General features: G+C 62.0%; 2 protein-coding genes. Both read right to left on the bottom strand.

The features are described from left to right. Nucleotides 1–97: 97 nt before the first annotated feature. A complete protein-coding gene (locus tag CH74_RS17490) occupies nt 98–1,036 on the bottom strand; it encodes an electron transfer flavoprotein subunit alpha/FixB family protein (RefSeq protein WP_048308823.1) in 939 nt (312 codons plus the stop codon). 28 nt (nt 1,037–1,064) lie between these two features. Beyond that, a complete protein-coding gene (locus CH74_RS17485; RefSeq protein WP_048308822.1) occupies nt 1,065–1,814 on the bottom strand; it encodes an electron transfer flavoprotein subunit beta/FixA family protein in 750 nt (249 codons plus the stop codon). Nucleotides 1,815–1,936 lie beyond the last annotated feature (122 nt).

The following is a 1,936-nucleotide window of genomic DNA, read 5'->3' as shown; positions in this document are numbered from 1 at the left end:
ATGGGGGGATACTCCATCGCTCGCTGAAGCGAGCTCCTACAAGGACGCAAAAAACCGGCACCTCTGCAGGCACCGGCTTTTCACGACATTTTTCAGGTCACAACTTTTGTTCCAGCTCCGGCAATATCTCGAACAGATCCCCCACCAGGCCATAGTCCGCCACCTGAAAGATCGGCGCGTCCTCGTCCTTGTTGATGGCGACGATCACCTTGGAGTCCTTCATCCCCGCCAGGTGCTGGATGGCGCCTGAGATGCCCACGGCGATGTAAAGCTCCGGGGCGACGATCTTGCCGGTCTGGCCGACCTGGTAGTCGTTGGGCACGAAGCCTGCATCCACCGCGGCCCGGGAGGCGCCCAGGGCGGCTCCGAGCTTGTCGGCGATGCCTTCGAGCAGCTTGAAGTTTTCGCCGTTGCCCATGCCGCGACCGCCGGAGACCACGACCTTGGCGCCGCCGAGTTCCGGGCGCTCGCTCTTGGCCAGCTCCTCATCGACGAAGCGCGACAGGCTGTTGTCGACCACGGTGTCGATCGCCTCGATGGCGGCATCGTTACCTTGGCCGACCCCATCGAAGGCGGTGGTGCGGATGGTCATGACCTTGAGGTCGTCACTGCTTTGCACCGTGGCGATGGCGTTGCCGGCGTAGATCGGGCGCTTGAAGGTGTCCGCGCTGTCTACCCCCATCACTTCGGAAAGCTGAGACACGTCCTTGAGCGCGGCCAGGCGCGGCAACACGTTCTTGCCGTTGGTGGAGGCGCTGGTCAGCACATAGGCGTAGTCATCCGCCAGGCTGACCAATAGATCCGCCAGGGGTTCGGCCAGCTGATGGCCATAGACGGCGTTGTCCGCGACCCGTACCCGGGTCACGCCGTCGAGCTTGGCCGCGGCCTCGGCAACGCGGCCGACGTCATCGCCGGCAATCAGCACATCGATGTCGCCACCGGCATGTTCGGCAATCTGCCGGGCGGCCGCAATGACGCTGGCGGTGGCATCGTCCAGATGGCCGTCGTGATGATCGGCAAGAACCAATAGGCTCATAAGATACGCTCCTTGCAAAGCACTATGTTCAAAGCACCTTGGCTTCGTTCTTGAGTTTGTCGACCAGCTCGTCCACGGAGCCAACCTTGATGCCGCCCTTGCGCTCCGCGGGGGTCTCGACCTTGAGCAGGCTGACCTTGGAGGCCACCTCGACGCCGAGATCCGCCGGGCTCTTGGTGTCCAAAGGCTTCTTCTTGGCCTTCATGATGTCCGGCAGCTTGGCGTAGCGCGGCTCGTTGAGACGCAGGTCGGTAGTGACGATAGCCGGCAGACTGAGTTCGAGCCGCTGCAGGCCGCCGTCGATCTCCCGGGTGATCTGGAGCTTGTCGTCCGGGATCTCGAGTTTGGAGGCGAAAGTGCCCTGGGGCAGGCCGGTCAGGGCGGCGAGCATTTGCCCGGTTTGGTTGTTGTCGGTATCGATGGCCTGTTTGCCGAGGATGGTCAGCTGGGGCTGTTCCTCGTCGATGACCTTTTTCAGCAGCTTGGCCACCGCCAAGGACTCGACCCGTTCGTCGGTTTCGATGTGAATGGCTCGGTCGGCGCCCAAGGCAAGCGCGGTGCGCAGCTGTTCCTGCGCGGACTTGGGGCCGATGGAGACGGCCACCACCTCGGTGGCCACGCCCTGCTCTTTCAGGCGTACCGCCTCTTCCACGGCGATCTCGCAGAAGGGGTTCATGGCCATCTTGACGTTAGTGAGATCGACGTCGGAATGATCCGCCTTGACGCGGATCTTGACGTTGTAATCGATGACGCGTTTGACCGCGACGAGAATTTTCATCGGAAGGCTCCTTGAAACATGGGCTAATGCGAAAGGCAAATTCCTAGAGGTACTTGACCCGGATATTCTCACTCGCCGGCACCGCCTGGCAGCCAAGAATCAGCTTGCGGTCCAGATCCCGT

The organism is Halomonas sp. PR-M31 (genome assembly GCF_001039575.1).
Classification (GTDB): Bacteria; Pseudomonadota; Gammaproteobacteria; order Pseudomonadales; family Halomonadaceae; genus Modicisalibacter.
Note: the sequence above shows the minus strand (reverse complement) of the source record. Positions and strands in the feature narration are given on the sequence as shown.